Below are 26965 nucleotides of genomic sequence, written 5' to 3' on the forward strand. Positions count from 1 at the left end.
TGGAACACCATGTGACCTCTCGGAGGATCCCCTTCTTATGTGGCCCCTACATCTAGGATCACGGGGCAGGCAAAGGGAACATAAGGGTCATAGGTCCCATGCGTAATCGCCGCGTGACCTTTTGTCGCGCGTCGTCGGACCGACAGTCGTCCGCCGGGTCTTTTCGGTCTGTTTGGTGTGTTTGGTCTGTGCGGTCCGTCAGGGCGTCAGGGCGTCAGGGCGTCAGGGCGTCAGGGCGCGCCGTAGTACACGAACGCGCCCCAGTCCCGGTACTGCGGGAACGCCTTGCGCGTGTGTTCCTGCGCCGCACGGAACGCGTCCGGCTTGGCGTCGCCGTCGCGCAGGGCGCCGTAGAACCGCACGAAGAACATCCGCGCGGTGGCGGACCCGATCGGCCACAGCGTGCCGACGACCGTACGCACGCCCGCGAGCAGCAGCGCGCCCGGCAGGCCGCGCGGGTTGTCGCCGTCGTCGACGCGGCCGAGCGACGTCTCGCACACGCTCATCGTGACCACGTCGACGCCGCGCAGGTCGAGGCCGACCAGGTCGGCCGCGGTGACCCGGCCCGTCGTGTCGTCCGTCGGCGTGAAGTAGAGGCCGTGCAGCGACGGCGCGGCCGCGTGGTGCCTGCCGCGCGTGGTGATGTGGACGTAGCAGGACTCCTGGAGGGCGTCGAGCACGGCCCGGTCGGTGCACGCCTCGTCGGTCAGCACGAGCGCCTGACCGTCGAACAGAGCGGCGACGTCACGCGCTTCGCCCGGGGCGTGCGGGAGCGGGCGGGCGCCGGGGCGTGAGTCGGCGGCGAAGCCCATGCCCAGGCAGGTCAGCATCCGCACCGGCGGGCGGGCGAGCCGGGGCTGGCCGACGGCGGGGCGGAGCAGACCGCGGTTGGGTAGCACGGTCACCGTCCAGTCGTCGCACAGCATTGCGCCGTCTCGGTGTTCGAGCAGATGCCACGGGTAGAAGTGCAGCGGGCCGTGCGGCGACACGCACAGCGAACGCCAGCCCGCCTCGTGCAGGGCGGCCAGCACGCCGAGGCCGTCCTCCCCGATGAGGTCCAGCGCGTCCTGCCGCAGCCGCTTCCCGCCCTCGGTGCTGACCGGGCGCATCCGGCCCGGGTCGACGCGCAGGTGTTCGCGGGTGGACATGACCTGCGGCGCGAGCGGGGCGAAGCGCGGGCTTTCGACGCCGTCGGTGGCGACGGGCAGGCCGGGGTACGGGAGTTCGAACGGGACCACCCCGCAGTGGCACAGGTTGGACCCGCCCGCGAATATCTGCCAGTACAGCCCGAGGTTGCCGTTGGGCAGCGCGGACGCGGTCAGGTCCAGCAGCACGGTGCCGCCGGGCAGCGCGAGGCTCACGTCGGTGGACAGCAGCGGCCTGTACGCGCCCGCGCCGTCGAACACCCTCGCGATCAGCCTTTGGTCGTACGCGCGCTGGAGGTTCGCGACGCGCTGCGCGGGGTCGCCGTTGGTCTTGCCTCCGCTGTCGACCGGGGGTGGGGCGTCGGGGTACGAGGTGAACAGCGTCCGGTCGAAGTCATTGTCACCGGCGTCCTCGGTGGCGGCGGCCGGATCGGCGCCGAGGGCCGCCTGGAGTTCGAGCAGGGCGGCGTCCGACCCGGCAGCGGCGAAGCGGGCCCGGAGCGCGGCCGGGTCGGCGAGGGCCGCGGCGTACTGGGCACCTTTGAGGACGGACGTGATGCGCAGGACGTCGTCCGGGTCGGCATGGGTGCCTAGCAGCGCGGATACCGCCGTGCCGGCCACCAGCCTTACCGCGGACCGGCCTTGGGTGCCGCAGCGGCGCTCCAACGCGCCGGCGTGCTCGACGAGGGCGTCGACGACCGGCGAGAACGCCGCGGGGGATGTGGGAGCTTTGGGAGCTTTGGGATTCGCGTGCAGCAGGTCGGCTAGCGCGTGGAAGGGGGTCAGCGCGGTTTCTGGCAGGCCTAGGCGCAGCAAGAGGCGTATGGCTTGGTCGAGTTCGGCTGCGGCGCGGGCGGGATCGGATTCGGCGGTCTCGGCGGCGCCGTCCATCAGCAGCCGCGCGTGCAGCATGCGCAGGGCGTCAGGGTGACGGGCGACCAGGTGCGGGCACACCTGCTCGGCCGTCTCCAGTAACCGGCGCCCGGTGGACGGTTCACCGAACTCGGATGACCGGCGAGCGAGTTCGACGAGGGTCGCGGCCTCTGCGGTGACCGCGGGCACCTTTATCCCGGCGCGCGGGTCGCCGGTGGGGACCGACACGTCGGCGTCGGCGCGTCCGAGGCGGCCGACGCCGTCCAGCCGTGCGGTGGTCGCGGTGACCGCGCCCGCCCAGCCCAGGTCCGCGACCATCGCACCGGTGCCCGGCGCCAGCGCGAGGCCGATCAGGATGACCTCCTGGGTGAGCGCCTGGCGCCGGTCGCGCTCGCCGAGACGCCGGGCCAGGCGCGCCGTCTCCGTCATCACCGCGAGCGCGCGCGGCGGGTCGCCTCGGCGCAGCAGCGCGGCCAGGTGCCATCCGGCGTCCAACGCCCCCTGGTCGCCCGTACGGTAGGCGATGTCGTCCGGCCAGCGGCCGAGCAGTTCGTCGACGTCCCGACGGGACACCTCTCCGCCGTGCCGGACGGTCAGGTCCAGAACCATCAGGCGTTGCACCGGCGCGTCGTCGGGGTCCAGATACGGGACGGCGGCGCGCGCCAGGTCGAGGACGCGGCCCGCGATCGTGTGGGCCTCGGCGCCGAGCGAGCCGTCCAGTCCGCGGCGTAGGTCGAGCAGCTTGATCAAGTCGTAGCAGGCGTAGGCGTGTTCGGCCCCCTGGAGGGCGGGTAGCGCGGCCTCGACCAGCCGCGAGGCCTCGGCGAGGCCGTCCCGCCAGCTGGGCATCTCCCGTTCGAGCTCCTCCTCCGACGCGCCACGGGCCTCCCGACGGCGCCTGCTGTGCTCACGCCAGGTTGCGTCGTCGGCGGCGAGGGTCGCGGGTTGGCGGCCTGCGCAGTACACGTGGATCAACGTTCGGGCGAGCATCAGTCGGGCGCGGGCTTCGCCTGCGGGGTCGGCGTGCGCGCGGTGGTACGCGACGAGGCTCTCCGACGCGGCGCGGGCGGCGTCGAGTACGGCGGGGTCTCCGACGTCGGCGAGGGCGTATGCGGAGACGTCGATCCACGCGGCGAGTGCGGTTCGGGCGGCGGGGGTGGCCAGGGCGCGTGGCGTGTGGGGGCGGGTGGAACCGGGGGCCAGGCCCACGGCCCTCACCAGCAGCCTCACAAGCAGCGTTCCGACGGGGGCTTCCTCGGCGGCCAGGGCTCTGGCTCTCTCTGCCAACGCTTCGACGCGGGTTGGGTCCAGGGGGGTGCCTAGGGGGCCGGTCGCCCTGTGTTCGGCTTCGGCGGGGTCCAGACGGTTGGCCTGCACGGCCTGGAAGAGGGTTTCGACGGCGTCTAAGGGGTTCTCGGTGGTGCGGGCTCGTTCTGCGGGTGCTCGTTCCGCGGGTGCTCGTTCCGCGGGTGCTTCGGGTTGCTTCGGTGGTGCGGGTTTCGACGGGGCGGGGACGGGGCGCATGCGGGCAGGTTCTAAACCGGACCCGGGCTCTGCGGCGGCTGTCGGTCTCCCGGCGACGGGCGCGCTGAGGGGATCGACCCCACGGCCCGTATCGGAGTACACACCCGCTCCGCGCGTGCGTGACTCGCCGTCTTCACGGTCACCCATCGGCACACCCCTGCTCCAGCGTGCCACGTGTCGACGGGCTGTACCCGAAGGACCGCGAGGATGGGGCGGCCTCTTGACGGGTAGCTGGCCGCACCGTTCATCGACTGGTGCGTTTTGGTGGCCTGACGCCCCTCCCGCTCTTGGATTTTCCGCGCGGACGGCCCGCGCCTCAAGCCGTTCCTGCCAGCGCTTGGTCAGGTGGCCTGGGTCGGTTGCGGCTTGGACCGCGGGCCGGCCGCGCGGAACCACCTCGCACCTGGCGGGAGGGGCGCGGGGTGTGGACGCACTTTGGGTTCGCTTGCCCTGCCGGGCTGCGGTCGTTCTGTGGGTGCGGTGCGGGTTTTCTTGCGGGGTTTTCTTGCGCTGCCGGGGTCCGTTCCAGCGTGGGCGCGCGACCTCGGACCCCCACCTCACTGTGCCGTCACGTATGCGAATCACCAGAACTCCCTCATCGGGGGGTGTTCGCGTCACACTTGCGTCACCGCGGGTTTCAGTCGAACTCGTCCAGTTCCAGCTCGTCCTCGACCACGTGCATCGCGGCCTCTTCGGCGCTTGCGGCGCCTGCGTCGATGCCCACGTCGGAGGCCAGGAGTTCGCCCGAGTGGTCCTCGCCGTCGGCGGTGATCAGGCGGCCGGTGCGCGGGCCCGGGCCGCCCTGCCAGCGGTCGTCGATCGCGGTGCGGGCGTATTCGCCGAGGTCCGGGTCGCCGGCGTACGCGTCGTCGGCGTCCATCTCGGCGAAGCCGCCGGGGCCCGTGTCCGGTTGCTCCTGGTGGAGCAGCCGTTCCAGGGATTCGCCCTGCGCAGCCTCTTCGGCGGTGTCGCCGTAGTCCTCGGCGGGGCTGTACCGGTCGGGTGGGACGACGCCGGTGTCCAGGGGGTCGGCGGCCAGGTCGTCGGTGACCAGGGTTTCGTCGGCGCCCAGCGCGGGGTCCTCGTACGGCGCGTCCCCGAAAGCGGCGCCCGGCCGCGGGTGGTTCGTGCCGTCCATCGCGGGTGCCTCCTTTCTGGTCCGTACGTCGCGGCGGGGCCGGGCGTCCGGGCCGTCGGCCTGCCGGTGGGGCCGGCGGGCGTGGGTCACTCGACAGGCCCAACGTAGGCACGCCGCGTGCTTCCGCGCATCCCCACGGGACTCGGCCGCTCCGCGGGCCGGGGGGCGCTCCGCTCTCCTTGACATCGGCCGGGGGGCGGCGTACCCCGAGAGTATGTGCGCGCGATCAAGGGAGGATCTCCCCACGCCGCGCCCCGACCCGTCACCGGGACCGCCGCCGTCCGGCGACAGTTCACCCGCGCCCGGTCGCGGAGCGGAGGCGGCGGGCACGCGCGCGCCGGCGTCCGGTGCGGAGGCCGGGCTGGCGCCTGAGCTGGACGCGGTGCTGTCGGACTGCCTGAGCGAGGCGGTCCGCGCCACGGACGCGTACTGCGGCGTGGCCTACCTGATGTCCCCCGACCATCGCACGTTGGTGCTGGCGAAAGTGGCCGGGCTCGCGGTGTCGCTGCTCGACCCTTGGCGGCGGATCCCCGTGAACGGCGCGTTCCCGACCGCGGCGGCGATACGGACCGGCCGCACGGTGTTCCTGGCGGACGCGGGCGAGACGATGCGCCGCTTCCCGCAGCTGGCGATAGGGATGCCGTACGCGTTCGCGTCGGCGTCCGCTCCGGTGCGTGCAGGTCCGGAGGCGGTGGCGGTGATCTGCGTGATGTGGCCGGCCTCGCCCGGGCGGGGTCTGCCGGTCACCCGCAGACGCGGGCTGCGCGCCGCGACCAGGCGCCTGGGCGCGGCGCTCGAGCGCCATGCCCGGGACGGCGTGCCCTTGGAGTACGCGGGGCCGCCGACGGCGACACCGCTGGACATGCCCGTGTTCACGCCCAACCGCGTCGGCACGTTCGACTGGAACCTGACCACCGGCATGATCGCCGCCGACGAGGAGCTGTACACGCTGTTCGGCCTGGACCGGCGCACGTTCGACGGCCGGGTCGCGACGCTCGCGGCGCAGGTGGTGCCGGACGGCGAGCGGCAGTTCCGGGACGCGGCTCGGCGGGCTACGCAGGCCGGCCTGGTGACGGGCTGGCGGATCCAGGTGCGCTGGCCCGACGGGTCCCGGCATCCGCTGGAGATCTGGGGCCGGGTGCCGGATCCCGCCCGGGGCGGCGACAAGAACGGTCTTACCTCTCGGCACCTGGTCGGGATCGCTCTTGACCTGGGCATGAGCGCGGCCGCGGCGGAGGCGGTCGAGCGGCTGCGGGACGGCGTCTTCTCGCTCGACCCCGACGGCCGGATCACGTATGCCAACGTGAACCTCCAGGCGATGCTCGACATACGCCTGGAGGACGTCCTGGGACGCACGCCGTGGGCGGCCCTGCCCTGGCTGGCGGACCCGTCGTACGAAGACCGCTACCGGGCGGCCATGCTGTCGCAGGAGCCCACGTCGTTCCTGAGCCGGGCGCCCGGGGACGTGTGGCTCGCGTTCTCGCTGTATCCGGACCCGTACGGGCTGACCGGCACCGTTGTGCCGACCACTCCCCCGTCGGGCGCCGCGGCGGCGCAGGTGGAGTCTCCGCCGGTGTCGTGGCCTGCGGCGGGTCCGGCGCGGCTGCCCTCGCGCGGTGCGTCCGTCGAGTCTGTGGGGGCCGCGGGGGCGCCGCCGCGGGCGCCCAAGCCCGCGCCGCCGCGGCTGGGCGCGATCTACCACGTGCTGCAGATGGCGGCGGCGCTCACCGAGGCGGTCACCGTCGATCATGTGTGCGAGGTGGTGGCCGACCAGCTCGTACCCGCGTTCGACGGGCAGGAGCTGGCCATCTACGTGGTGCAGCAGGACAAGCGCTTCCACCTGGCCAGGCAGATCGGCTACCCGTCCGGGTTCCTCGACCCGTTCGAAGGCGTGCCGCTCGACTCGCACCTGCCCGGGGTGGAGACGCTGCTGCTGGGCACGCCGATGTTCTTCGAGTCGCCTGGCGAGCTGGCCCGCGCGTACCCCGGTATCCCGATGGACGAGATGGCGTCGTGGGCCTTCCTGCCGCTCATCGCCTCCGACCGCCCCGTCGGCAGCTGCATCCTCGGGTTCCGGGCGCGGCACCGCTTCAGCCCCGAGGAGCGGTCGGTGCTCACCGCGCTGAGCGGCCTGGTCGCACAGGCGCTCGAACGGGCGCGCCTGTACGACGCCGAGTTCACCCTCGCGCGCGGCCTCCAGCACGCGCTGCTGCCGCACCGGCTGCCGACGTTGCCGCACCTGGAGATCGCCGCCCGCTATCTGCCCGGCACACAGGGCATGGAGATCGGCGGCGACTGGTACGACGTGATCGACACCGGCCACGACGTGGCCCTGGTGATCGGCGACGTCGAGGGCCACAGCGTCGCGGCCGCCGCGACGATGGGGCAACTGCGCAGCGCGGTCCGGGCCTTCGCCACCGCCGGGAACTCCCCCGAACAGGTGTTGCGCGCCACCAACCAGCTCCTCGCCGACCTGGACTCCGGCCTGTTCGCGAGCTGCTGCTACATCGTGCTCGACCCGGCCACCGGGATCGCCCGCGCGGCGCGCGCCGGGCATCCGCAGCCGATGCTGCGCGACCCCGACGGGACCGCCCGTGTGCTCGAGGTCGCCGGGGGCACCCTGCTGGGTGTGGACCGCGAAGCGGCGTACCCCGTCACAGAGGTGACCCTCTCGCCCGGCTCGGTGCTGGCGCTGTACACGGACGGCCTCGTGGAGGACGTCGGCATCGACATCGACCAGGGAGTCGAACGCCTGCGCGGTTCACTGGCGCGCGGCAGCCGCCCCGCGGCCACCATCGCCGAGCTCGCCGACCGCATGGTGCATGACGCGGGGCGTTTGGTGGAACGCGCCGACGACGTGGCGCTTCTGCTGACGCTGTGGAAGGGAGGCGACGCGCCGGCATCCGAACCCGGTCCGGAGACCACGACCACACCGTGAGACGAGGCACGGAGAGGAGGACCCGCCATGCACCCGCCGGACGACGACCGCGACCCGCGCGAGACACCTGATCCGCGCGCGGACGACACCGCCGCGCCTGAGGGCTTCGGCGGCCCGTCCGCTCCCGGCCTGCCCGAATGGCCGCCGCCGACCACCGCTTCGCTCCTTCACCACCTGCTCGACCAGGCGCCCATCGGCATCTGTATGACCGACACCGAGCTGCGGTGCGTGTGGGTGAACGAGGCGCTGGTGCGCAGCGGCGGCGTGCCGCGCGAGGAGCGGCTCGGCAAGCGCCTGACCGAGCTCTTCCCCGACCTGCCGACCGCCGAAATAGAGGGGGTGATGCGGCGCGTCCTGGCGACCGGCGTCCCGGAGATCGACCGCGAGTATCAGGGCAGCACGCATGCCGCCCCGGGCACCCTGCGGGCCTACTCGACGTCGTTCTTCCGCGTCGACGGGCCGGACGGGACGCCGCTCGGCGTGTCGTACATCGTCGTCGACGTGACGGACCGGTGGCGCGCCCAGCAGCGGCTGGGGCTGCTCAGCGACGCGGCGCGGCACATCGGCACGACGCTGGACGTGGCCACCACCGCGCAGGAGCTGGCCGACGCCGCCGTGCCCGCGCTCGCCGACTTCGTCGCCGTCGACCTCCTCGAGGACGTGCTCCACGGCATCGAGCCCGCCCCCGGGCCGATGCAAGAGGACCCGCTGCTGCGGCGGGTGGGCCAGCGCTCCACGCAGGACGACATGCGCGAGACGATCGCCCAGATCGGCGAGCACGCCCGGGTGTTCCCCAACTCGCCGGCCGCGCACGCCATCGTCGACGGCAAGGCGATGCTGGAGGCCGTACTCGACCCGGACGCCCTGCCGTGGCTGGCCTCCGACAAGACGGCGAGCGAGCGCGTCCGCGAGATCGGGCTGCACACGATGATGGTCGTGCCGATCCGCGCCCGGGGGACCATGCTCGGCGTCGCGCACTTCTTCCGGCGCCACACCCCCAACCCGTTCGAGCCCGACGACCTCATCCTCGCCGAGGAGTTCGTGTCCCGGGCCGCCGTGTCGATCGACAACGCGCGGCGCTTCACCAAGGAACACGCCGCCGCGCTCGCCCTCCAGCGCAGCCTGCTTCCACACGGACTGCCGGTGCAGTCCGCCGTCGAGGTCACCAGCCGGTACCTGCCCGCCAACGACCGGGCGGGCGTGGGTGGCGACTGGTTCGACGTCATCCCGCTGTCCGGCGCGCGGGTCGCCCTCGTGGTCGGCGACGTCGTCGGGCACGGCGCGCACGCGGCGGCAACCATGGGCCGGTTGCGGGCGTCCGTGCACACGCTCGCCGACCTCGACATGCCACCGGACGAACTCCTCGCCCACCTCGACGACATCGTGATGCGCTTCGTCGACGAGGAGGCACGGGGCACCGACCCGGACGCCGACGCCGGCGAGGTGAGCACGGCGGCGCTCGGCGCGAGTTGCCTCTACGCGGCGTACGACCCCGTCACCCGGCGCTGCACGATGGCGCGGGCCGGGCACCCGCCGCCCGCGATCGTGCACCCGGACGGCAGCGTGGAGTTCCCCGACCTGCCCGCCGGGCCGCCTCTGGGGCTCGGCGGACTCCCCTTTGAGTCGGCGGAGTTCGAGCTGCCGGAGGGGACGCTGATCGTCCTGTACACCGACGGCCTGGTCGGCGGCTCGCGCGGCGCCGACATCGACCAGGGCCTCGACCGCCTCCGCGGCGCCCTCGCCGACGCGGACCGACCCCTCGACGAGATCAGCCACGCGATCCTCGCGACCCTGGCCGACCGCCCGCCGACGGACGACATCGCACTGCTGGTCGCCCGGACCCACGCGCTGGACGCGACACACGTCGTGACCTGGGACCTCCCCGCCGACCCCGCCGTCGTCTCCGACGCCCGTGCCCTGGTCGACCGCCAGCTCAGCGAATGGGACCTGGACGACGCGGCGTTCACGACGGAGCTGGTGGTGAGCGAACTCGTCACGAACGCGATCCGGTACGCGGCCGGCCCGATCACCCTGCGCCTGATCCGCGACACCAACCTGATCTGCGAGGTCTCCGACGGAACAGCCACGTCGCCCCGCCTCCGCCACGCGAGGACGACCGACGAGGGCGGCCGCGGCCTGTTCCTGGTATCGCAGTTCGCCCAGCGCTGGGGAACCCGGTACACGGCGGACGGAAAGACGATCTGGGCGGAACAGCCGCTGGCTCCACCGGAGTAGGGCTCCCTGCGGTGGGGATTGACCGAGAGCCCGCGTCGCGCCGAGCCCGCGTCGCGCCGAGCCCGCGTCGCGCCGAGCCCGCGAGCTTAGCCCGTCCATCGCGCCAGAGGGCCGCGAACATCCTTATCCGGTACCGCATTTCGCGTCCACGCGGCTGGGGTGAGGGACCTTTCCCGCACGCTGTACCGTGGCGGCTGTGTCGACGATTGTGATCAAGCACCGGGTCCGCCGCTTGGCCGTCTCTCTGTGTGCCGGCGGGCTGGTGCTCGCCGTGTTGGCGGGGTGTGGGTCGGATGACGGCGGGGAGACGAAGGACCAGGGTGCGGGAGTGCCTTCGTCGGGCGCGCCCGCTGCCGCGGAGCCTGCGCCGCCGTCGGTTGCGGACGCTTCGGGCTCCGCGTCGCCGAGTGCGGCCGCGTCGGCGTCGTCCGCGCCGCCCGCGCCGGCATCGCCCGCTCCCGTGCCGCCGGGCGGTCCCGCCGCGCCCGCGCCGAACGCGCCTCCGCCGCCTGCCGGTTCCGGCGGCAAGGTGGTGCCGCCTACCGCGAACGCCGGGTTCGACTACCAGATCGGCGGCCCGTACCAGCCCGCCGCGGGCGTGCAGGTCGTGTCGCGGGACCACGCCGCGCCGCCGCTGCCCGGCGCGTACAACATCTGCTACGTCAACGCGTTTCAGGCGCAGCCCGATGCGACTGGCTGGTGGGAAAAGGAGCATCCGGACCTGCTGCTTCGCAACGGCAGTTCGCTGGTCATCGACGAGGCGTGGAACGAGGCCGTCCTCGACGTCTCGACGGACGCGAAGCGCAAGGCCCTCATGGGCGTCGTCGGCCCGTGGATCGACGACTGCGCGCGCAAGGGCTTCCAGGCGGTCGAGCCCGACAACCTCGACTCGTACACCCGTTCGCAGGGCAAGCTGACGATGGCGCACGACGTCGAGTTCGCGAAACTCCTCGCCGCCCGCGCGCACGCCGTCGGCTTGGCGATCGGTCAGAAGAACGCCGCCGAGATGACCGGCCAACACGGCGCGATCGGCTTCGACTTCGCCGTCGCCGAGGAGTGCGGCAAGTACGACGAGTGCGGCACGTACGCGAACGCCTATGCGAACCGGGTGTTCGTCGTCGAGTACACCAAGTCCGACTTCGACAAGGCCTGCGCGGGCTGGTCGGCCAAGCTGTCGATCGTGCTGCGCGACCGCGAGGTCACGCCGACCGGCAAGTCGGGCCACCAGTTCGCGGTCTGCTGAACGCCGTTCGGCGTCAGGCGAGCGGTGCCGCGACCGCCGGGAACGCGTACCGGTCCATCAGCGCGCGCCGCTGCGCTGGGATCGGGGTCGGCCCCGACTCGGTCATGTGCACCATCACCGTGTCGCACACCCCGACGCACGTGCCGTCATGGAACAGCCCCATCCCGTAGTCGAACGACGAGGCGCCGAACCGGGTGATGCCGACCCCGACCTGGTAAGTGGCGGGGAACGGCGCCTCGCTGAGGTAGCGGGTCGTGGTCTCGAGCACGACGAGCCGGAACTCCCGCACGCGGGTGAACAGGTCCGACCCGAACATCGCCATGTTGAGGTTGGCGCGGCCGTCCTCGTAGAACGTCGCGATGGCGACGTTGTTGATGTGCCGCTGCAGGTCCATGTCCGCGAACCGCGCCGGGACCTCGCGGACGAACGGGTAGCTGTCGAGGCGCAGCCGTGCCGGGTCGGGCGAACGGCGCGGCGGGGTGGCGGACATGACGCTCCTTCAGGCTAGGACGCGGCGGCGGCGTGGGGGTGGGCGGGGCGCATGAGCGCCTCGGCGGTGATCGACGCGACCAGGCGGCCGTCGGGACCGTACGCCTGGAACCGGCCGTGCATGCGGCCCCGCCCGGCGTAGCTGCTCTCGGCGCGCAGCAGGATCCAGTCGCGCAGCGAGAACGGCTCGTGGAAGGTCACGGTCTGGGCGAGCACGACGGAGACTCCGCGACCGCCGCGGCGCTCCAGCGCGGCGGCCGGGTAGCCGCGTAGCGCGACCGGAATGACGAAGGCCTCGCTCGCGTGTGCGAGCAGCGCGCGGGACGCGCCCGGGTCGCCGGGGGCGTCCTTCGCACGCAGCCAGACGTCGACGGGCCCGGGCCGGGCAACCGTCGAGTCCCAGGCCGCGTCGCCGCCCTCGGTCCGGGTCTCCCACGGGACCAGCGGGCAGTCGAACGGCTCGCACGCGTCGGGGCCTGCCACATCGTCGGGCAGGGTCGCGCCGTGCCGCAGGAAGTCGGGCTCGTCGCGGCTGAGCATGACGAGCGCACGGGCATGCTCGCCGCCCGACTGGCGGAAGCTCACCTGCGCGGTGGCCAGCGCCCGCCCGGAGTGGACGGTCTCGACGCTGATGTCGATCGGCGCCTCGACGTCACCCGCACGAGGGAAGACCGCATGCATCGACTGGACCGCCATGCCGGGAAAGGCCCGCTCGGCGGCCGCGACAGCCTGCCCGAGCAGCTGCGAGCCGAGCGTGAAGCGGTTCGGCGACAGCACATTGCGCGCCCGAAACCGCACGACGGGGGTGGCCGCACTGACGGGCGAGACCAGGCCGGACGGGGCGCATCGGCCGCCCGACGGGTCAGGGCGGCCGATCGACGGGTCAGCGCCGGCATACATATCAGGCGCGGCGGAGCCGACGGACGCAGCAGGGCCACCGGAGGAGCTCAGCCGCGTCGCCGCCTGGCCCTCCTCGGACTCAACGGACGTCGCGGACCCGTTGGAAGGGCTCAGCCGCGTCGCCGCGCCCCACCCCGCCGGCGCCGGTGTGCCGCCCGGCTCCGCCTGACCGTTGGAGTCAGCGAACGCCGCGGACGCGTTGGAGGAGCCCAGCCCCGTCGTCGTCTTCCACCTCGCCCGCTCCTGCGTGCCGCCCGGCCCCACCTGACGGCCGGGGCCGTCGCCCGCGGAGGAGCCACTTGAGGGGCTCGGCCCCGTCCCCACGTTCCACCCGGTCGGCGTCTGCGCGCCGCCCGGCTCGGCCTGGTCGTCGGGGCCGTCCAGGCCGACGGACGTGGCGGGCGCGGCGGAGTCAACGGACGCCGCAGACGCACTGCAGGGACTCGGCCCCGTTCCCACGTTCCACCCCGCCCGCTCCTGCGTGCCGCCCGGCTCCGCCTGGTCGTCGGGGCCGTCCGATGCCAGGGCGTACGCGGCTATCAGGTCGTCGAAGGCGATCCGCGGCCACAGCGGGTTCGCCGGGGATCCGCCCTTGGCGGGGGTGGCCATCGCGTGCTCCTTGCCAGTCGTGCGGTGGTGCGGGTGGTGCCTGGGCGGCGGGGTTGTCGTCGGCCGCGGGGTGTGTGCCGGGGTGGTCCCGGGCGTCGGGACGCGGTGTCGTCGGGGACCCGGCTTCTGGGCGGGTGGGCTGCACTGTACCGACGGGCCCACGCTGTCCCTTCGCGGCCCGTCGGCGCCGCCGTATCAGCGATGCTTGGGGCGCCCCAAGGCGCGGCTCTGCCGGGGTGCGGCCCCGCGCCTCTATGGTCGGTGGGTGACGACCGCAGCTCCGCAGCCCCGTGACGCCGACGCGCCCGCGCTGTACGCCGTCAGTGACGTCCACACCGCGATCCCCGCCAACTACGCGCTGACCGTCGAGCGGATCCGCCCGACCCACCCGGGCGACTGGCTGCTGGTGGCCGGCGACGTCGCCGAGTCGCCGGAACAGGTCGCCAAGACCCTCGCCGTGTTCGCCGAACGGTTCGACACCGTCGTGTGGACGCCCGGCAACCACGAGCTCTGGGCCGACGCCGAGGACGGCCCCGAGCGCCGCGGCGAGGCCCGCTACCGGCTGCTCGTCGAGCGGTGCCGGGAGCTCGGCGTGCTGACCCCCGAGGACCCGTTCCCGGTGTGGCACGGCGCGGACGGCCCGCTGACGGTGGCGCCGTTGTTCGTGCTGTACGACTACACGTTCATGCCGCCCGGCGCCGCGACGCGCGAGGAGGGCCTGGCCATCGCCCGGGAGGCGGGCGTGGTGTGCACGGACGAGTATGTGCTCGACCCCACCCCGTACCCGAGCCGCCAGGCGTGGTGCGAGGCCCGCGTCGCGTACACCGAGGCGCGGCTGGCCGAGTCGGCGGATCCGGCGGCGCCGTATGTGCTGGTCAACCACTTCCCGCTGGTGCGGACGCCGACGGACGTGCTCTGGTACCCGGAGTTCGCGCAGTGGTGCGGCACCGTGCGGACGGCCGACTGGCACACCCGCTTCCCGACCACCGCCGTCGTGTACGGCCACCTGCACATCCCGCGCACGACCTGGTACGACGGCGTCCGGTTCGAGGAGGTCTCGTTGGGCTACCCGCGCGAACGCAAGTCGGGGCTGCGGCGGCCCGTGCCGCGCCGGATCTTCCCGGCGGAGGAGAGCTCCGCGGCCGCTGTACAGGCTGTCGCCGGATGAGCGCGGAGGAGACCCCGGGGGACGCCGCCCTCGGCCTGCTCGCGGCCATCCTGCCCGCCGAGGTGGCCGCCGAGGAGTGCTTCGACGATCCGCCGGACACCTGGCTCTTCCCCGAGGAGGAGGCCCGCCTGGCGCGTGCGGTCGACAAGCGCCGGCGTGAGTTCACGACCGTGCGCCGGTGTGCGCGCCGTGCGCTCGCGCGCCTGGACATCGCGCCCGTGCCGCTGCTCCCCGGCGAGCGCGGCGCGCCCGGGTGGCCGACGGGCGTGGTGGGCAGCATGACGCACTGCGCCGGCTACCGCGCGGCGGCGGTCGCCCGCGTCGGCGAGGTCCGCACGGTGGGCATCGACGCCGAGCCGGCGCTGCCGCTGCCCGACGGCGTGTTCGAGGCCGTCTCGTCCGAGGACGAACGCGCCCGCATCGCCGCCCACGCGGCGGAGCACCCCGACGTGCCGTGGGACCGGCTCCTGTTCAGCGCGAAGGAGGCCGTCTACAAGGCGTGGTTCCCGCTGACCCGCCGCTGGCTCGGCTTCGAGGACGCGGACGTGGCCTTCGACCCGCTCGGGGGCACCTTCCGCGCGCGCCTGCTCCCCGACGACCGCCCCCGGGGCCTCGACGGCTTCGAGGGGCGCTGGCGCATCGCGGACGGGATCGCGGTGACGGCGATAGCCGTCCGGGCGGCGGTCTGACGGCCGCCTTCCCGTCGGCGGCACGGCACCGCTCCCGCCTACGCGTCGGCCCGTTCGCCGCCCCGTGCGTTGATCCGTTGTTCATCGATCGCTGACGCCTGCCCGGCACGCTGCGGCGATGCACTCGACACACCGAGAACGACGACACCAGGCTCCCGGCGCGGCCGCGTCGCGGGAGAGGCGTTGGACGCAGGGCGGCCTCGACCGGGCGTCCTACGTCATGGAGGCCCGCGGCATGGTGATGCTGCGGGCGCACCGGCTGGCCGTGCTGATCCGGGAGGCCGGGGAGCGCCCGGTCCCGATGTCGCATCTACGGGCCGGGCTGATCGCGGACGCGGTGCGCGCGTGTACGGCGGCGACCCGGCAGGCCTACGAGGCCGAGCGTGCGTGCCTGCCCGACCGCGCCGGGCCGGACATCGACGCGTACACCCGCCGCAATGCGCGCCTGCATTCGGCTTCGGCCCGCGCCGACGCGCTCGCGGCCCAATTCGCGGTCGAGCCCGAGGAGTTCGCCGAGGCGTTGGCGACCGCTGTGACCGTGCTGCGCGACATGGTGGCGGCCGCCGAACCACCCCCGCCGAGCTGACCGCTTCGCCGAACACCCGTGCGCCACAAAGGCGTTGGCCGCGCATTCCGGACAGCACCGGTCTTGCATTCGCCCTGTCGCCGCCTCCCGTTGATCCAGTGTTTAGCGGTTGATGATCAACGGGGGCGACCGTGTTCACATGGCAACCACCAAGACCCCGGCGCCCCGCACCGCAGCCGAGGCCACTCCCCCGAACCTGTCATCGTTCACGGTCGTCCACCGTTCCCTCCGCGACCACGCCGAGCGGCTCACCGCGCTGCTGGCCGAGCTCGGCCCGTCCCTCGACCCGATCCCCGCTCCGCAGGCGGAGGCGATCGCCGAGCACGTCGAGGGCTTCCTGGCGGCGCTGTCCGAGCACCACCACAACGAGGACGAGATCCTGTGGCCGGTCGTCGCCGAGCACGTCGGCGACGCGGCGGACCTGGCCGCTCTCGTCGCCGAGCACCGCGAGCTGGACGGCGCGCAGGAGCGGGCGGGCGCGATCGCGGCCCGCTTCGGGTCGGCGCCGCGCGCGTACGCGATGCAGCTGGCGACCGACCTGGCCGAGCTGCGCGACCTGCTCGCCGCGCACCTGGACCGCGAGGAGGCCGAGCTGTTTCCGCTGATCACCGCGCACATGCCGGGCGAGGTGTACGCGGCGGCGGAGTCGCGCATCATGCGGGCCGGCGCGCTGGAGCTCGTGCCGTGGTTCGTCTCATCGCTGACGGACGAGGAGCGCGCCTCCCGGCCCGCCCCGCCGCCCGAGGTCGCCGCGGAACTGGCCCCGCACCTCAAGGCGTTCGCCGAGCGCGAGCGCGCGGTCTACGGCCACTGAGCAGGATCCGTCCCGGACGACGTGCGCGGCCGATCGGGGGAACGGCCGCGTACCGACGGGACCCGGCGGGTGGGCACACTCCGCATACGGGATGCCACAGATAGTCCCTTATTAGGTGTTTACCCAGATGGGGAATGCTGAAGGTGCGTGGACAAAACGCGCACCGCTCCGGGTCCATGTCTCGGGACGGCACACCGGCGTACCCGAGACCTGGAGGACCTCATGAAAATCCCCGGTACCCTCGCCCAGCCCGAAAGCGGTGCGCCGCGGGCCGCGTACAGCGCGTACGCGATAGCCGGCCGGGTGACCGCCTTCGTGCACGTTCCCGCGGAGGCCGAGGGCCGCTACTTCCACGAGACGCTGCGTACACCGCACGGCATGCGGCTGCTGTTCGGCGAGATCGACGGCGACCCCAAGACGGCCGGCGAGTCGGCCTCGCTGATGCTCGGCGCGTTCCGCCGCTCGGCGCCGGTCGCGGACGACCTGGCCGAGGTCGCGAACCGCTCGGCGGCCGCGCTGCTCGGCGGCTACCGGCAGGGCGCCTACAGGCACGGCGCCAACCTGGCGAGGATCTTCGTCGTCCAGCACGGCGACGACGCGACACTGTCGATCATCAACCGCGGCTACCCCGCGCCGATCCTCGTCTCGGGGCGGCAACTACGACCGCTGACACCGCCGTTGCCGATGCCGCCGGTGGGTGTCCTGGCGCCCGGCAGCGTTCACCCCCCGGTGCTGACGGCGGGGGCGTTCCCCGGCGACCGGATCCTGTTCCACACCGGCGCGGCGGGCACACCCACGGCACCCGACGAGGTGCTCTCCGACCTGCGACTGCGGCTCCCCGATCTGCTGCAAGGCGAGTTCGCGGCCACCACGGAACGCCTGGTGGCGGCGCTCGCGGCGGCGGACCACGCCCGGCACATACCGGCGACGGCGGTGTGCCTGCTGGACATCGGGCACTGAGCGGACACGGCGACGCGCCGCCCGGGACGGTTCCCGGACGGCGCGCTGGTGCTTCCAGGCGGGCCGCTACAGCAGACCGGCGACACCCAGACCGCTCAGACCACCCAGGGCACCGGGGACGGCGGGGAGGATGCCGGCCGCGGCGGGCAGCGCGGCGTCGACCGGCGTGAGCCCGGCGGCGGAGCCGAGGGGGAGGTCGGAGCCGGCGAGCGGGGCGGCGGCGGACGCGGCCGGGGCGGCGATGGCCACACCGGCAGCGGCGGCCACGACGATGGCGGCGACGCGAGTTGACTTGATCATGCTGTGTTCAACGACGCGGCGGCGGATCGGAAACCCCCCGCACAGGCAAAGCTTCACCGGATCGGGAAAGTCACATTGTCGGAGGATGCGAGAAGCGGCTTGGGCCGCACCCGAGCGCCCGCCCCGAGGACGTGTCCGGAACCTCCGGGGTCCGGGCCGGGTGGCGCACGACCACCACCCGGCCGTCCCGAAGACGCCGAACCTGCACCAGGGCGTGTCTGACGAATCTCCTCGGATCAGCCCGCGTCGTGGGGCGCGTGCGCGCCGGGCCAGGCGGCCCGGCGCTCGTACTCGCGAGGTCCCGCGACGCCGCGAGCGCGCGTGCCACGCGGCGCGAGCCCGAAGAGATCCCCGTACACGCCCTAGTTCGCCGGCTTGATCACCGTGCCGCCCTTGACCGTCGCCGTCAGGTTCGGCGCCGGGCCCCGCGCGGCCGCCGCAGTGGACTTCACGACCAGCTGGCGCGCGTCCGCGTTCCCGGTGACCGGCCCCGTCGCCGTCACCTTGGCGACGTCGCGGCTGCCCGCCGCGACCAGGTACCACGCGCCCGAGCCCGACTGCCACCACGTGTACGCCAGAACGTCGTTCGCCGAGCGGCTGCACAGCGGCGAGTCCCGTAGGGACGCCACCGTCCGCGCGCCCGCCGCGTCCGCGCCCGGCGGGTTGAACTCGATGACGACCTGGCCCCCGCCGGTGCGGTCGAAGCCGTGCAGGCACGACCAGGTCGCCTCGCCCTGCGTCTCCGGCAGGGCGAAGTGCGCGTACTCCCAGTTGTTCACCAGCCGCAGGCCCTTGCCGCGCAGGTCGGGCAGCACGCACGCGGTGCGCGCCCACGCCGCGAGCGCGCGGTCGCTGGACGGTGCCTCGGCGGGGCGACCGGTGTGCGGGAACTCCGGCGGCGGCATGTAGGTCAGGTGCGTCGCGGTCAGTTCGCCGAGGTCGGCGAGCAGGTACGGGTTGCCGTCGGCGGCGCGCTTGGCCCGCAGTTCGAGGACCGGCACACGGGTGCACTCGGCGCCGCCGAGCACCACCGGCGCGGTCACTCCGCCGGTCACCGCCACCGGCCGCGGGGCCTCGGCGGGCCGCCGCAGGTCGCGGACCCTGGCCTCGGTCACCCACGGGGCGAGCAGCAGCCGCGTGCCGTCCGCGCCCCGGGTGAGCACGATGGCGGATGCCGAGCGCTCGTCGGAGTCGTCGGCCGCGGAGAGGTCGAGGCCGCGTGCCGAACCGATCTCGGCGTAGCGGGCGATCCGTGTCGCGTCGGCCAGGATCACGACCTTCAGCCCACCGGGGAACTCGCCCGCGTACAGCAGGTGTTGCGTCCCGACCGGCGGTCCGGCCTGGGTGCGCGCGGCGGCGGAGACCTGGACGGTCGGGTCGCTGAACGACCAGGCCCGCACAGCGCGTTCGACGAGCGCCGTGTCGTCGGCGAGCGGTCCGCGGGTGTTCCACACGGCGAAGTCCAGGCGGGTGGTGGTGGCCCAGGCGTCGGCGGCGACGTGGATCGGCGCTCCGGGCCGGGCTGCCGCGGCGGGCCGGACCCGGTCGCCCGTGCCGCTGGCGGACGGCCCGTCACCGGGCAGGCCCACCAGCGCCGTTGCCACGAGTAGGCCGGCGGCGAGGCCCGCCGACCAGCGGCGGCGCCGACGGCGCAGCAGGTCGGACGGGCGGACGCGTACCGTGCACGGGTCCAGCGGCCCGCTGTCGAGCAGCTCGCGCGCGCTGTGGCCGGCCCGCACGAGTTCGGCGTCGACGCGTGCGGCGTCCGCGAGCGCGGGCCCGGGTTCGGCGACGCCGGCCGCGGCGAGCACCGCGTGCGCCGCCTCGACGGGCAGCCCGGCGAGGAACCGCAGCACGTACGCCGCGCGGGCCTCGGGGCCGAGCGCGTCGACGGCCTTTTCGACGGCGACCGCCTCGGGGCCGGACGCGAGGGTGACGAACCGCAGTCCCCACACCTGCGGCAACGACCGCACCCGCCAAGAGCGTTCGAGGCGGCGCAGGGCGAGTTTGACGACGCGGGCGCGCACCGTGTCCTCGTCGGGCGGCGCCGAGCCGCGCCACCGGCGCGGCAGCGCGTCCTGGACGACCGAGTGGGCGGCAAGCACCCGGTCGTGCCGCTCGTCGGCCGCGGGCAGGATGAAGTAGGCCGCGCGCACGAGTTCGGGGTAGCGCCGGACGAGGACCGCCTCGCCGGCGCGCACCTCGTGGTAGCCGGGCAGCCGTCCGCTGAGCGCCCGGGCCCGCGCGGCCGTGCGGGCTCCCCATTCCGTCGAGTACTCGCGCAGCACGCTTTCGTCCCCTCACCGCCACCGTCGGCGGCCCGCAGGACACACGGCGGGCCCGCTCGCACGCTGCGCAACGAGCGTCGCCCGGAAGAGTTACCTCAGGTTCCGCATCGTGCGGGTCGGCGCCGTGGATCCGCCGTCGCGCGGACCGCCACGGGAGCGGCCGATAACAGGAAAACGACCTGTTGGGGCAGGCTCGTGATCCGGCCAACCGCCTGGCGTGACCGGCCAGGTCACGGCTCTTGGCGGGGCGGCGGATCTCCCATACTCTCCGGACTCGGTCGGCCGTGTGAACGATTCGTGACGGGCGGTCGACTTGCCGAGGTCGAGGGGTGCGTATGGAACTGGAACTCCGCCACCTGCGCACCCTCTGCGCGATAGCCGAGGCAGGGAGCCTGGGCCGGGCGGCGACGATGCTCGGCCAGAGCCAGCCCGCCGTGAGCACGCAACTGGCCCGGTTGGAACGTTACTTCGGGCGCAGTCTCTATCAGCGCACGGCGTCCGGGGTCAAGCCGACGCCGTACGGCGCGCAGGTGCTGGCGCAGGCCCGGGAGGCGCTGTCCGCCGCCGAGCGGATCGGGCGGTGGACGGGCCGCGCCGACGGCGCCGAGCCCGCCCGCGCGTTGCGGCTGGCGGCGACGAACACCCCCATCCTGCCCGGGCTGGCCAGACGGCTGCGCAGTCTGCTGCCTACGCTCGGGCTGACGGTGAGCAGCGTGTACGCCTCATCCGACATCGTCGACCTGCTGGAGCGGGACGAGATCGACGCCGCGCTCGCCGTGGACTACCCGGGTTCGGAACTCGCGCACTCCGACGCGCTGGAGCACCGGGGCATCGTCACCGAGCCGTCCTTCATCGCGCTGCCCGCCGAGCACCGGCTCCGGCACCATGCCGACGTCTCGCTCGCCGAACTGTCCGGCGAGGCCTGGTTCGTGACGCCGGACGACGGGGCCGGCTGGCCGGGCGTGTTCCACACCGCGTGCCGGGCGGCGGGTTTCGCGCCCGCCGTGGTGCACGAGTTCCTGGGCGACCGGCTGCAGTTGCAGAACATGATCGCCGAGGGCATGGGCGTGTCCGTCGTGCAGGCGACGACGCAGGTGGTCCCCGGTGTGGTCGTGAAGCCGCTGGCCGGGGCGCCGTTGTGGGCGCGGTACCTGCTGGTGTGGCGGCGGGAGGGGCCGGCGGACGGCATCGCCGAGACGCTGTACCGCGCGGCGGCCGACACGTACCGCGAACTGATCGCGCGTGCGCCGCACTTCCAGTCGTGGATGGCGCGCACCTACACCTCGCCCTGACCCGCGGCGGGCCGCGCGTACGACCCTGCAGAGACCTGAGCCACCGTCAACTTCCGGACGGCACCGCGGAGAAGAGGCGGTCGACCGGCTTCCGGATGTGATGGCTGACGCGCCGATGATGTTATGTCCCGCTCCGTTGCCACGGTCCGAACCGGAGTGGCACCTTCATGGAACGCCACATTTGGCATGTGACATTTCACATAGGAGTGCAGCGGAATGCCTCGTCTCTTCTCCCGGTCCCTCGCCGTGGCGGTGGTCGCCTTCGCCGCCGTCACCGGGGTGACCGCGCTGCCCAGCGTCGCCGCGCCGGCGACCGACCGGGCCGCGCCGGCCGCCGTGTCCGCCCCCTCGCACGACAAACAGCCGGACGGCCTACCCGCCACCGGCTCCGACCGCGCGAGCGAGCGCAGAACGCCGGTCAAGGACGTCCGGCCCCAGAACTCCCCGCCGAAGCCGGCCACCGCGGCCGCCCCGAGAATCGCCGCGGCGCCCGCCGCGCAGTCGTGCACCACCGCCGACTTCGCGTCCCGGTCCGGCGCGGCCCTGGTGGCGTTCGTGAAGGCCTCGGACACCTCGAACTGCCTCTACAACCTGTTCAGCCTCGGCAGCGCGGACGGCCGGAACGTCTTCAGCGAGGCGCACATGGTCACCGTCGCCGACGCGATCCGGAGCACCGCGGCCACCTACCCGGGCAACGACTCGACCGGGCTGCTGCAGCTGCTGCTGTTCGGGCGGGCCGGCTTCTTCGTCCAGAGCCGCAGCAGCGACCCGATGCCGGACTGGAGCGCCACCGTGGTCGCGTCGGTCTCCTCCGCGCTCGACGCCGTCGTCGCGAGCCCGCACTTCCTCGACGTGAACGACGAGAACGGCCAGATCGGCCACGAGACCATGTGGTTCACCGAGTACAAGCTCGCGCACCGCTACGTCGGCGCCTTCGCCCGCGTGCTCAGGGCGTACAACAGCGCCTGGGAAGCCTCCTGGAACATGCGCGACTTCACCAACTCGGTGTTCAACGCCCTGTACTACGCGGACAACGACCCCGGGTGGGCCGCCGCGCTGGCCGCCGACCCGTCGCTCGCCGACGCGCTGCACGACTTCGCGGTCGCCCACATCGGGCTGGCGTCCGGCGACCTGTTCTTCCTGCCCGGCAACGCCGCGCTCGAACTGGGCCGCCTCGTCCAGTACCCGGGCGTGCAGGCCAAGGTCCGGCCGCTGGTGCGCGACCTGGTCGGCCGCTCGTCGATCCCCGGCCCGACCGCCGCGGTGTGGGTCGGCGCGGCCGCCATGACCGACACCCACGACAAGGCCAACTGCTCCTACTACAACACCTGCGACTTCCAGACCAAGCTCAAGGCCGCGAGCCAGTCGGTCACGTACGACTGCGACGCGACCCACAAGGTCGTCTCGCAGAAGATGACCGCCGCCGAGAACGCCGCGGTGTGCAGCAGCGTGCTCAACCAGGACGCCTACTTCCACGCCCTGGTCAAGGACAACGGCGCGCTGCCCAACGAGTACAAGGGCCGCATCGAGCTCGACATCTTCGGCACCCGCAACGAGTACAAGATCTACTCGTCGTGGCTGTACGGCAACGGCACCGACAACGGCGGCGAGTTCCTCGACGGCACGATCACCGACCCGAACAACCAGCCGCGCTTCGTCAGCTTCCAGGAGCTCAACCAGGCCGACGGGCCGTGGGCGGGCGACGTCCGCAACCTCAACCACGAGTACACGCACTGGCTCGACTCGCGCTACGACATGAAGGGCGACTTCAACCTCCAGATGACCGTCCCGGACATCTGGTGGGTCGAGGGCGTCGCCGAGTACGTGTCCTACGGCTACCGGAAGGTCACCGACGAGTCGATGATCACCGAGGCCGGCAAGCACACGTACAACCTGAGCACGCTGTGGGAGACCACGTACGAGAACACGAACACCACCCGCACCTACCCCTGGGGCAACCTCGCGGTGCGGTACATGTTCGAGCGGCACCCTTCGGACATCACCGCGATCCTCGCCAAGTTCCGCGCCGGCGACTACAAGGGCGCGTACGCGTACTACAGCAACGGCATCGGCAACCGGTACGACGCCGACTTCAACACGTGGCTCGACGCCTGCGCGGCGGGCGCGTGCCGGGCGTCGACCACCCCCACGCTGCCGACCTGCGAGGGCAGTTCGTACATCATGGGGCAGAACTGCCAGCGCACCGGCCTGTCCGGCGCGCAGGGCAACCTCAACTACCTGACGGTGTACGTGCCGGCGGGGGCGACCCTGACCGTCACGCTCTCCGGCGGCACCGGTGACGCCGACCTGTACTACAACCCCGACCGGTGGGCGACCAACACCGACTACACGGTGACCGCGCAGCGCAACGGCAACATCGACCAGATCACCGTCCCCAATGCCACGGCCGGCTGGCGCTACGTCAGCCTCTACGGCTACGCCGCCTACAGCGGAGTGACGGTCACGACGCAGTTCTGACGTAGGAGGTAGGCGCACGAACGGAACGGCCCACGAACCGCCCTCTGCCAAGGGCGTGTTCGCGGGCCGTTCCGGCGTTTCGCGTGTGTGGTCAGGACTTACGGCTCCCCCGCAGCACCGCCATCGCCGCGTTGCGGCCCGGGACGCCGCTGACACCGCCGCCGCGCCGGGCGCCCGCACCGCACAGCAGGATGCGCTCGTGCTCGGTCTCGACGCCCCACGCGCCCTCCTCCGCCGGGTCCTCGGCGTACGGCCACGACAGGTCGCGATGGAAGATGTGCCCGGCGGGCAGGCCGAGTTCGCTCTCCAGGTCGATCGGTGTACGGACCTCGAGGCACGGCTCGCCGTCGGCGTCCCGGAGCAGGCAGTCCTCGATCGGCTCGGCCAGCACGGTGTTCACGGAGTCGAGGGTCAGCCGCAGCGCCTTCGCCCGGGCCGCCTCGTCGGCGAACAGCCGGGCGGGCATGTGGAGTCCGAAGAGCGTCAGCGTGTGCGCGCCGGCCGCGCGCAGGTCCGGGCCGAGGATCGACGGGTCGGTCAGCGTGTGGCAGTAGACCTCGCCGGGCGGCAGGCTCGGGATCGTCCCCGCGTCCGCCTCGCGGTAGGCGGCGGCCAGTTGCGCGTAACCCTCGTTGATGTGGAACGTCCCGGCGAACGCGTCGCGCGGGTCCCGCCCGGGCTCGCGCAGGCGCGGCAGCCGGGAAAGCACCATGTTGACCTTGAGCTGGGCGCCTTCCGGCGCGGTGCCGCGCGGTTCGGCGCCGAGCAGGGCGTCGAGCGTGCGGGGCGCCACACCGGCGAGGACGTGTGCGCCGGTCACGCGGTGCTCGTGCTCGCCCTGGACGTACCGCACTTCGCCGTCGGGGCTGAGCGCCGTCACCTCGGCCCCGGTGCGCAGCTCCGCGCCGGCCGCCCGCGCCGCGGCGGCGAGGGCGCCGGTGACCGCGCCCATGCCGCCGACGGGGACGTCCCAGTGCCCGGTCCCGCCGCCGATCACGTGGTAGAGGAAGCACCGGTTCTGACGCAGCGTCGGGTCGTCGGTCGACGCGAACGTCCCGATCAGCGCGTCGGTGGCGACCGTGCCGCGCACCATGTCGTCGGCGAACTCGGACTCCAGCACGCCGGCCAGCGGCTGCGTGAACACCGCCTCCCACAGCCACGGGTCGCCGACCACCGCGCGGAACCCGGCCGGGGAGCGCAGCGGTTCGGTGAGCGTCGGGAACACCCGCTCGGCCAGGCCGCCGAGCCGCTCCTGGAACCGCTCCCAGGCCGCGGCCTCGCGCGCGCCCGCGAACCGCGTCAGCTCGGCACGGGTGCGCGCGGGGTCGGCGTCGACGAGGAAACCGTTGTCGCCGGACGGCGTGTACGCGCCGATCGGCCGCCGACGCAGCTCGATGTCCAGCCCGAGCTCCGCGACGATCGACCGCGGCATCAGGCTGACCAGGTACGAGTAGCGCGACAGCCGCACATCGACCCCCGCGAAGGGCCGGCTGGACACCGCCGCCCCGCCGACCTCGCCCCGCCGCTCCAGGACGAGCACCGAGCGCCCGGCCCGCGCGAGGTAGGCGGCGGCCACCAGGCCGTTGTGCCCGCCGCCGACGATGACGGCGTCGAAGTCGTCGTGTGTCACGCCCGCCTCCAGTGTCGTTCGACCGACGGGCGCGCCGCCCGCCCCGGGTGACTACCCCGGTGGGACCGGATTCGATCACCCGGGGCGATGCCGCCGCGCGGGACGCGACAGGCCGGGCAGCGGGGCGGGACGGCGGTCCCGCCCCGTGCCGGCCGGAGGGCCCGGCACGATGCGTCCGTGCCGGGCCGGGGCGGCACCAGGGCCGAGGCCGGGCCATGGCCGGGACCGGGCCGATGCCGAGGCCGGGCCCGAACCGAGGCCGATGCCGAGCCCGGGCCGATGCCAGGCCGAGCCCGCACCGGGGCCGATGCCGGGCCGAGCCCTGGACCGGGCCGATGCCGGTGCCTGGCCGCGGCCTTCCGGGCTACCGCACCGGTGTCAGGATCAGCACCGGCAGGTCCCGACCCGCCTTGTTCTGCATCTCCTCGTACGGCGCGTGCACGGCCAGCATCACCGGCCACAGCCGGGTCTTCTCCTCCGGCGTGGCCACGCGGGCCAGGACCGGGACCCGGTCGGCGCCGACCTGGATCTCGGCGGCCGGCTCGGTGGCCAGGTTGAGGCACCAGGCCGGGATCGGCGGTTTGCCGCCGTTCGAACCGACGACCAGGTACGGCGCGTCGTCGACGCCGCCGCCGGCCGGGTCGCGGCCGTAGACGAGCGCCGTGCGCCGCAGTCTGCCGGTGCGCCGCCCGCGGGTGGTGAGCAGCAGCATCGGGATACCGTAGGTGTGGTGGCCGTCCTCGCCGTCGGTCTCGACGTAGCGGCGGATTTGGTCGTGGACCCAGCCGACAGGACTGTCGGTGATCTCCTCGTCGGGCTCGTCGGGCTCGTCGGGCATACGTGTCCCTTCCCCGTGCCGGGTGGGCCCGCCGGGGGGCGGCGGGCCGGGTCAGCTGAGGAAAACGTACACACTGCGGATCCGCCCGTCGTCCGCCAGCTCGACGATCCCGTCACCATCCAGCCGCGCCCGGCTGTTCGGCCGGGTGAGCCGGACGGCGATCCGCAAGAGCCTTTGGTGGCCCGCGACTCCGGCGGTCACGCAGGTGTGGTCGGGGAACTCCGCCTGCACGGTGGCCACGAGCGCGTCGAGTTCGTCGTGCCCGACAACCGACGCGAACTGGTCGGTGTACACCGCGTCTTCGGTGAACGCCTCGACGATCAGCGCCCGCCGCGCGGCCGGTTCGGTCTCGTCCCAGACCGCGCCGTACCGCGCGCCGGCCGACGCCGGGAGCACGTCCGCGCTCCGGTGGGTCACGTCGAGGACGGGTCAGGCCGGGACCTTGTCGAGGAACCCGTGCACCGAGCGCACGCGCCCGTCGGCGTCCAGCGCCACGACGTCGAAGCCGATGACCGGGGGCTCGCCCTCCTCGGTGCCGGCGGGGCCGAGGCCCCACTGGAACCGCACGAGGTCGTGGTGCGCGTCGACGCGGCCGTGCGGGCGGAACACGAAGCCGGGGAACTGCTCGTGGACCTGCCCGACGAGCGCGTCGAGCGCGTCGCGCCCGGCGACGGCGGCGAGCGGGTCGGTGTAGGTGACCTCGGCGGCGAACACGTCGTCGATGGCGGCGCGGCGGATCGCGGGGTCGGTCTCGTTCCAGACGCCGAGGTAGCGCTGGACGACGGTGTCGGTGCTCATGGTGTTCCCGCTTTCCGTGGGTTGTTCGGG

At 73.5% G+C, this 26965-nt stretch carries 20 protein-coding genes; 10 read left to right on the top strand and 10 right to left on the bottom strand.

The window, feature by feature from the left end; all coding sequences use genetic code 11:
- Positions 1 to 230: 230 nt before the first annotated feature.
- Complete coding sequence (locus tag QI554_RS27300; protein WP_281473308.1) at positions 231 to 3305, bottom strand: CHAT domain-containing protein; 3075 nt, start codon at positions 3303 to 3305, stop codon at positions 231 to 233.
- 874 nt (positions 3306 to 4179) lie between these two features.
- The gene (locus tag QI554_RS27305; protein WP_281473310.1) at positions 4180 to 4680 is read right to left on the bottom strand and encodes a DUF5709 domain-containing protein; all 501 of its coding nucleotides are present in this window, start codon (positions 4678 to 4680) and stop codon (positions 4180 to 4182) included.
- Positions 4681 to 5062: 382 nt separating this feature from the next.
- Here QI554_RS27305 and QI554_RS27310 point away from each other — a divergent pair, with 382 nt between their 5' ends.
- The 3 genes from QI554_RS27310 to QI554_RS27320 all read left to right on the top strand — a co-directional run bounded on the left by QI554_RS27310 (position 5063) and on the right by QI554_RS27320 (position 11096).
- Complete coding sequence (locus QI554_RS27310; RefSeq protein WP_281473313.1) at positions 5063 to 7618, top strand: SpoIIE family protein phosphatase; 2556 nt, start codon at positions 5063 to 5065, stop codon at positions 7616 to 7618.
- Positions 7619 to 7645: 27 nt separating this feature from the next.
- Positions 7646 to 9853 (top strand): SpoIIE family protein phosphatase, encoded by a 2208-nt coding sequence (locus QI554_RS27315; RefSeq protein ID WP_281473315.1) that lies wholly within the window; start codon positions 7646 to 7648, stop codon positions 9851 to 9853.
- A gap of 460 nt (positions 9854 to 10313) precedes the next feature.
- Positions 10314 to 11096 (top strand): endo alpha-1,4 polygalactosaminidase, encoded by a 783-nt coding sequence (locus QI554_RS27320; protein ID WP_281473317.1) that lies wholly within the window; start codon positions 10314 to 10316, stop codon positions 11094 to 11096.
- Positions 11097 to 11109: 13 nt separating this feature from the next.
- Here the strand turns inward: QI554_RS27320 and QI554_RS27325 are convergent, their stop codons facing one another.
- Together QI554_RS27325 and QI554_RS27330 are read right to left on the bottom strand one after the other, a co-directional pair.
- Positions 11110 to 11586: an acyl-CoA thioesterase gene (locus tag QI554_RS27325; RefSeq protein WP_281473319.1), complete on the bottom strand. Its 477-nt coding sequence runs from the start codon at positions 11584 to 11586 to the stop codon at positions 11110 to 11112.
- 14 nt (positions 11587 to 11600) lie between these two features.
- Entirely contained in the window at positions 11601 to 13094 is a 1494-nt protein-coding gene (locus QI554_RS27330) for an acyl-CoA thioesterase (RefSeq protein ID WP_281473321.1), read from the bottom strand.
- 265 nt (positions 13095 to 13359) lie between these two features.
- Between QI554_RS27330 and QI554_RS27335 the strand changes: the two genes are divergently transcribed.
- The 5 genes from QI554_RS27335 (at position 13360) to QI554_RS27355 (ending at position 17311) form a co-directional block, all read left to right on the top strand.
- Complete coding sequence (locus QI554_RS27335; protein ID WP_281473323.1) at positions 13360 to 14262, top strand: metallophosphoesterase family protein; 903 nt, start codon at positions 13360 to 13362, stop codon at positions 14260 to 14262.
- Between the two features lie 35 nt (positions 14263 to 14297).
- Entirely contained in the window at positions 14298 to 14951 is a 654-nt protein-coding gene (locus QI554_RS27340) for a 4'-phosphopantetheinyl transferase family protein (protein ID WP_425528067.1), read from the top strand.
- A gap of 118 nt (positions 14952 to 15069) precedes the next feature.
- Positions 15070 to 15537 carry a hypothetical protein gene (locus QI554_RS27345; protein ID WP_281473327.1) on the top strand — a complete coding sequence of 156 codons (468 nt, stop codon included), beginning with the start codon at positions 15070 to 15072 and terminating at the stop codon, positions 15535 to 15537.
- A 139-nt stretch (positions 15538 to 15676) separates the two neighbouring features.
- Positions 15677 to 16351 (top strand): hemerythrin domain-containing protein, encoded by a 675-nt coding sequence (locus QI554_RS27350; protein WP_281473329.1) that lies wholly within the window; start codon positions 15677 to 15679, stop codon positions 16349 to 16351.
- A gap of 222 nt (positions 16352 to 16573) precedes the next feature.
- Positions 16574 to 17311: a SpoIIE family protein phosphatase gene (locus QI554_RS27355; protein WP_281473331.1), complete on the top strand. Its 738-nt coding sequence runs from the start codon at positions 16574 to 16576 to the stop codon at positions 17309 to 17311.
- A gap of 66 nt (positions 17312 to 17377) precedes the next feature.
- On the opposite strand, the gene QI554_RS27360 is transcribed toward QI554_RS27355, so the two are convergent.
- Together QI554_RS27360 and QI554_RS27365 are read right to left on the bottom strand one after the other, a co-directional pair.
- Positions 17378 to 17611 carry a hypothetical protein gene (locus QI554_RS27360; protein WP_281473332.1) on the bottom strand — a complete coding sequence of 78 codons (234 nt, stop codon included), beginning with the start codon at positions 17609 to 17611 and terminating at the stop codon, positions 17378 to 17380.
- 362 nt (positions 17612 to 17973) lie between these two features.
- Positions 17974 to 19899 (bottom strand): RNA polymerase sigma factor, encoded by a 1926-nt coding sequence (locus QI554_RS27365; protein ID WP_281473334.1) that lies wholly within the window; start codon positions 19897 to 19899, stop codon positions 17974 to 17976.
- Positions 19900 to 20234: 335 nt separating this feature from the next.
- Between QI554_RS27365 and QI554_RS27370 the strand changes: the two genes are divergently transcribed.
- On the top strand, positions 20235 to 21191 hold the full coding sequence (locus QI554_RS27370; protein ID WP_281473336.1) for a LysR family transcriptional regulator: 957 nt from the start codon (positions 20235 to 20237) through the stop codon (positions 21189 to 21191).
- A 216-nt stretch (positions 21192 to 21407) separates the two neighbouring features.
- Positions 21408 to 23669 (top strand): M9 family metallopeptidase, encoded by a 2262-nt coding sequence (locus QI554_RS27375; RefSeq protein WP_281473338.1) that lies wholly within the window; start codon positions 21408 to 21410, stop codon positions 23667 to 23669.
- Between the two features lie 91 nt (positions 23670 to 23760).
- On the opposite strand, the gene QI554_RS27380 is transcribed toward QI554_RS27375, so the two are convergent.
- The 4 genes from QI554_RS27380 to QI554_RS27395 all read right to left on the bottom strand — a co-directional run bounded on the left by QI554_RS27380 (position 23761) and on the right by QI554_RS27395 (position 26935).
- Positions 23761 to 25299, bottom strand: coding sequence for a phytoene desaturase family protein (locus QI554_RS27380; protein ID WP_281473341.1), 1539 nt, complete (start codon positions 25297 to 25299; stop codon positions 23761 to 23763).
- Between the two features lie 364 nt (positions 25300 to 25663).
- The gene (locus QI554_RS27385) at positions 25664 to 26137 is read right to left on the bottom strand and encodes a nitroreductase/quinone reductase family protein (RefSeq protein ID WP_281473343.1); all 474 of its coding nucleotides are present in this window, start codon (positions 26135 to 26137) and stop codon (positions 25664 to 25666) included.
- A gap of 51 nt (positions 26138 to 26188) precedes the next feature.
- Complete coding sequence (locus QI554_RS27390; RefSeq protein ID WP_281473345.1) at positions 26189 to 26554, bottom strand: nuclear transport factor 2 family protein; 366 nt, start codon at positions 26552 to 26554, stop codon at positions 26189 to 26191.
- Between the two features lie 12 nt (positions 26555 to 26566).
- Positions 26567 to 26935: a nuclear transport factor 2 family protein gene (locus QI554_RS27395; protein WP_281473347.1), complete on the bottom strand. Its 369-nt coding sequence runs from the start codon at positions 26933 to 26935 to the stop codon at positions 26567 to 26569.
- Positions 26936 to 26965 lie beyond the last annotated feature (30 nt).

It is taken from the genome of Yinghuangia seranimata, assembly GCF_029953285.1.
GTDB lineage: Bacteria > Actinomycetota > Actinomycetes > Streptomycetales > Streptomycetaceae > Yinghuangia > Yinghuangia seranimata.

What these genes read in the sequence shown, in the direction of transcription:
- QI554_RS27305 (WP_281473310.1), bottom strand. Translation starts at nt 4,680, where the DNA reads ATGGACGGCACGAACCACCCGCGGCCGGGCGCCGCTTTCGGGGACGCG.
- QI554_RS27315 (WP_281473315.1), top strand. Translation starts at nt 7,646, where the DNA reads ATGCACCCGCCGGACGACGACCGCGACCCGCGCGAGACACCTGATCCG.
- QI554_RS27325 (WP_281473319.1), bottom strand. Translation starts at nt 11,586, where the DNA reads ATGTCCGCCACCCCGCCGCGCCGTTCGCCCGACCCGGCACGGCTGCGC.
- QI554_RS27330 (WP_281473321.1), bottom strand. Translation starts at nt 13,094, where the DNA reads ATGGCCACCCCCGCCAAGGGCGGATCCCCGGCGAACCCGCTGTGGCCG.
- QI554_RS27345 (WP_281473327.1), top strand. Translation starts at nt 15,070, where the DNA reads ATGCACTCGACACACCGAGAACGACGACACCAGGCTCCCGGCGCGGCC.
- QI554_RS27350 (WP_281473329.1), top strand. Translation starts at nt 15,677, where the DNA reads ATGGCAACCACCAAGACCCCGGCGCCCCGCACCGCAGCCGAGGCCACT.
- QI554_RS27355 (WP_281473331.1), top strand. Translation starts at nt 16,574, where the DNA reads ATGAAAATCCCCGGTACCCTCGCCCAGCCCGAAAGCGGTGCGCCGCGG.
- QI554_RS27360 (WP_281473332.1), bottom strand. Translation starts at nt 17,611, where the DNA reads ATGATCAAGTCAACTCGCGTCGCCGCCATCGTCGTGGCCGCCGCTGCC.
- QI554_RS27370 (WP_281473336.1), top strand. Translation starts at nt 20,235, where the DNA reads ATGGAACTGGAACTCCGCCACCTGCGCACCCTCTGCGCGATAGCCGAG.
- QI554_RS27375 (WP_281473338.1), top strand. Translation starts at nt 21,408, where the DNA reads ATGCCTCGTCTCTTCTCCCGGTCCCTCGCCGTGGCGGTGGTCGCCTTC.
- QI554_RS27385 (WP_281473343.1), bottom strand. Translation starts at nt 26,137, where the DNA reads ATGCCCGACGAGCCCGACGAGCCCGACGAGGAGATCACCGACAGTCCT.
- QI554_RS27395 (WP_281473347.1), bottom strand. Translation starts at nt 26,935, where the DNA reads ATGAGCACCGACACCGTCGTCCAGCGCTACCTCGGCGTCTGGAACGAG.